Annotated in this window: 3 protein-coding genes; 1 reads left to right on the forward strand and 2 read right to left on the reverse strand. The window is 59.0% G+C overall.

Annotated features, from left to right (window positions below; all coding sequences use genetic code 11):
- Positions 1–488: cysteine dioxygenase (locus EVC45_RS44175; protein ID WP_129964309.1), on the reverse strand; the 488-nt coding region annotated here is incomplete at its 3' end.
- A 174-nt stretch (positions 489–662) separates the two neighbouring features.
- Positions 663–1,577 carry a LysR family transcriptional regulator gene (locus tag EVC45_RS44180; protein WP_129964307.1) on the reverse strand — a complete coding sequence of 305 codons (915 nt, stop codon included), beginning with the start codon at positions 1,575–1,577 and terminating at the stop codon, positions 663–665.
- Between the two features lie 292 nt (positions 1,578–1,869).
- Between EVC45_RS44180 and EVC45_RS44185 the strand changes: the two genes are divergently transcribed.
- Complete coding sequence (locus EVC45_RS44185; RefSeq protein WP_129964308.1) at positions 1,870–2,343, forward strand: PaaI family thioesterase; 474 nt, start codon at positions 1,870–1,872, stop codon at positions 2,341–2,343.
- Positions 2,344–2,368 lie beyond the last annotated feature (25 nt).

Genomic DNA, 2,368 nt, shown 5'->3' on the forward strand with positions numbered 1-2,368 from the left:
CCGATGTTCCCGCCGTAGACGTGAACGCTGATTGAGACGCGATCATCATACGTGTTGGACACTCTGTGGATGTCGCCCGTACGCGGTGAAATACTCTCGACAGTCCCCGGTTTGAGGTAATCAACCCCGAGCGATCGCATCGGCTGGCCGGGCTCACCGACCTGAAAACTTTCGGCACGCTCGCCACCCCTCAACATGCCGATCAGCGCCCAGACCGTGTGATTATGGATCGGAGTCTTCTGGCCCGGGCCCCAGACAAAGCTGACAACCGAAAAACGATCGGCCGGATCGGCGTATAGCAGGTACTGCTGGTAGAACTGGGGATGTGGCTGCGCATACGCCTCAGGGAGCCAGTCATCGCGACGAACGATCTCGGCAAGAAGATCGTGTCCCTTGCTAAGGATTTGCGCTTCGTCATCCGCGAAGCTGTTAACAAGTTGCGTGAAATTGTGCACGAACTGATTGAAGTGCATAGCCGGAACGGGCATCACATGTCTCCTTGGCGGGGTGTCGTTGTAGTCGGCGGTTCGCGCCCCGCGATCGATCACGGTGGCGAGCCCTCTGGCCACATCGATTGTCGACACATGTCGTTTCCTCAGCAATTGAAACTGAATTCAAGTCGCCGACAGATTCTGGAAGTCATCGAAGCCGTCCCGCAGGTGTCATCGATCCGTACGTTTGAGTTCAGCGTGATATCGGCGAGCTTCCTGCCAGAACGCGTGAGCCGCCGGTGACAGGCGGTTCTGGTTCAGGCACACCAAACCGATACGTCGGGACGCGCCCGGGGCAAGAGGACGGAATACCGTCCCGGCGTACCGGTCCGGGAGCGCCAGCTTGGCCAGAATCGAGATGCCCTTTCCACGCGCGACCAGCTCCAGTATCGACATCAGCTGGAGGAGCTCATATGTCACCCTGGGCCGCAGCCCATTTCTTGAGAACAGTCGGGTCACCAGAGCCTGCGACCCCGCGCGAGTCAGAATGAACGGCTCAGCCGTCATTTCTTCGAGCGGTACGGTATCGAGTTTTGCCAGAGGGTGTCCGGATGGCAAGACCGCGACGAGTTCATCGACGGCGAGAGTTTGCGAGTCGACGTCCGTCTTGGGCAGCGTGAGCGCCGCAATTTCCAGTCGGCGCTCGATCAGGTCACGCGACGTCTGCTCGTCCGGCTTTTCTGTGACCACGACATCAACGCCAGGGTAGCGGGCCTTGAATCGCTCAATCAACGGCGGCAAAACCCTGATCGTCGCGCTGGCGCCGAATGAGCCCAGACGCAGCAGACCGGTTTTCAGCTCTGCACCGGCCAGCGCGGTGGCCTGTACGAGTTGAAGAGATGCAAAGACGTCACGGACATGGGGAAGCACGTGTTCGCCGGTGTAGGTCAGCGCGACCCGCGATGTGTTGCGGTCAATCAGCTCGGTCCCCAGCGCCTTTTCCAGCGCGCGCAACGCGTGGCTCGTGGCCGAAGGGGACATACCGAGCTGAGCGCCGGCACTCGCAATGCCGTCTGATGACGTCAACGCCAGCAGAAGCTGAAGCTGCCGAAGTGTCGGTGTCGTCGTGCCGGATCGATTGCCCATCAATAATTCCTCAGGCTTATGCGGGTTTTATGAAGCACGGGCTCGGAGCACGGCGGTATCGCAAGTCCTTAGTCCGTCGAGTACAGCATTGACTTCCAGTCCAGGAATGTCGTCGAGGAAGACGCCCATCGAAATGACGCCTCTTCACTCCTGTTGAAAAAAACCTCAATTGTCCATGAACGAGATGAACAAATATGATAACCCCAAGTTCAAGTTGATACCGGGACGATCGCAGGTCAACGGGATGTCCGCTGTGTTCCTGACATCTCGGGTTCCGACGAGAGGCAACTAGATGTCGACACGTGCGATACAGGATGACTACCCGCCAGCGTTCGCTCACTGCTATGGCTGCGGTGCGCAAAATCCACACGGCCATCACCTCAAGAGCTATCTCGCGGGCGAAGAAACGGTTGCCAGGTTCACGCCTGACATCCGGTATAGCGGCGGTGTTCCAGATCATGTCTATGGCGGGATGATCGCCTCACTTCTCGACTGCCATGGCGCGGCATCCGCAGCCGCCTTCGCCCGTCAGAAAGAAGGGCCGAAGCCCGGTGATGGCTCTGAGCCAGTCCGCTTCGTGACGGCGTCATTGAAGGTCGACTTCAGGCGGCCCACACCACTCGGCGTTGAACTGGTGATAAAGGGGCGGCTTCGTTCACTCGAGGGACGAAAAGCCTGGATTGACCTGAGTCTGGACGCAGGCCAGCTCACCTGTGCTGTCGGCGAGATGCTCGCGATCCGTCTGCCAGGCCGAACACGCACCTAAGGGCGATCCAACGGCAAATAAACAG

Source organism: Paraburkholderia sp. UYCP14C, from assembly GCF_004197395.1.
In the GTDB taxonomy this organism is placed as follows: domain Bacteria; phylum Pseudomonadota; class Gammaproteobacteria; order Burkholderiales; family Burkholderiaceae; genus Paraburkholderia.

Coding starts and splice junctions, on each gene's coding strand:
- EVC45_RS44180 (WP_129964307.1), bottom strand. CDS start 1,577: ATGGGCAATCGATCCGGCACGACGACACCGACACTTCGGCAGCTTCAG.
- EVC45_RS44185 (WP_129964308.1), top strand. CDS start 1,870: ATGTCGACACGTGCGATACAGGATGACTACCCGCCAGCGTTCGCTCAC.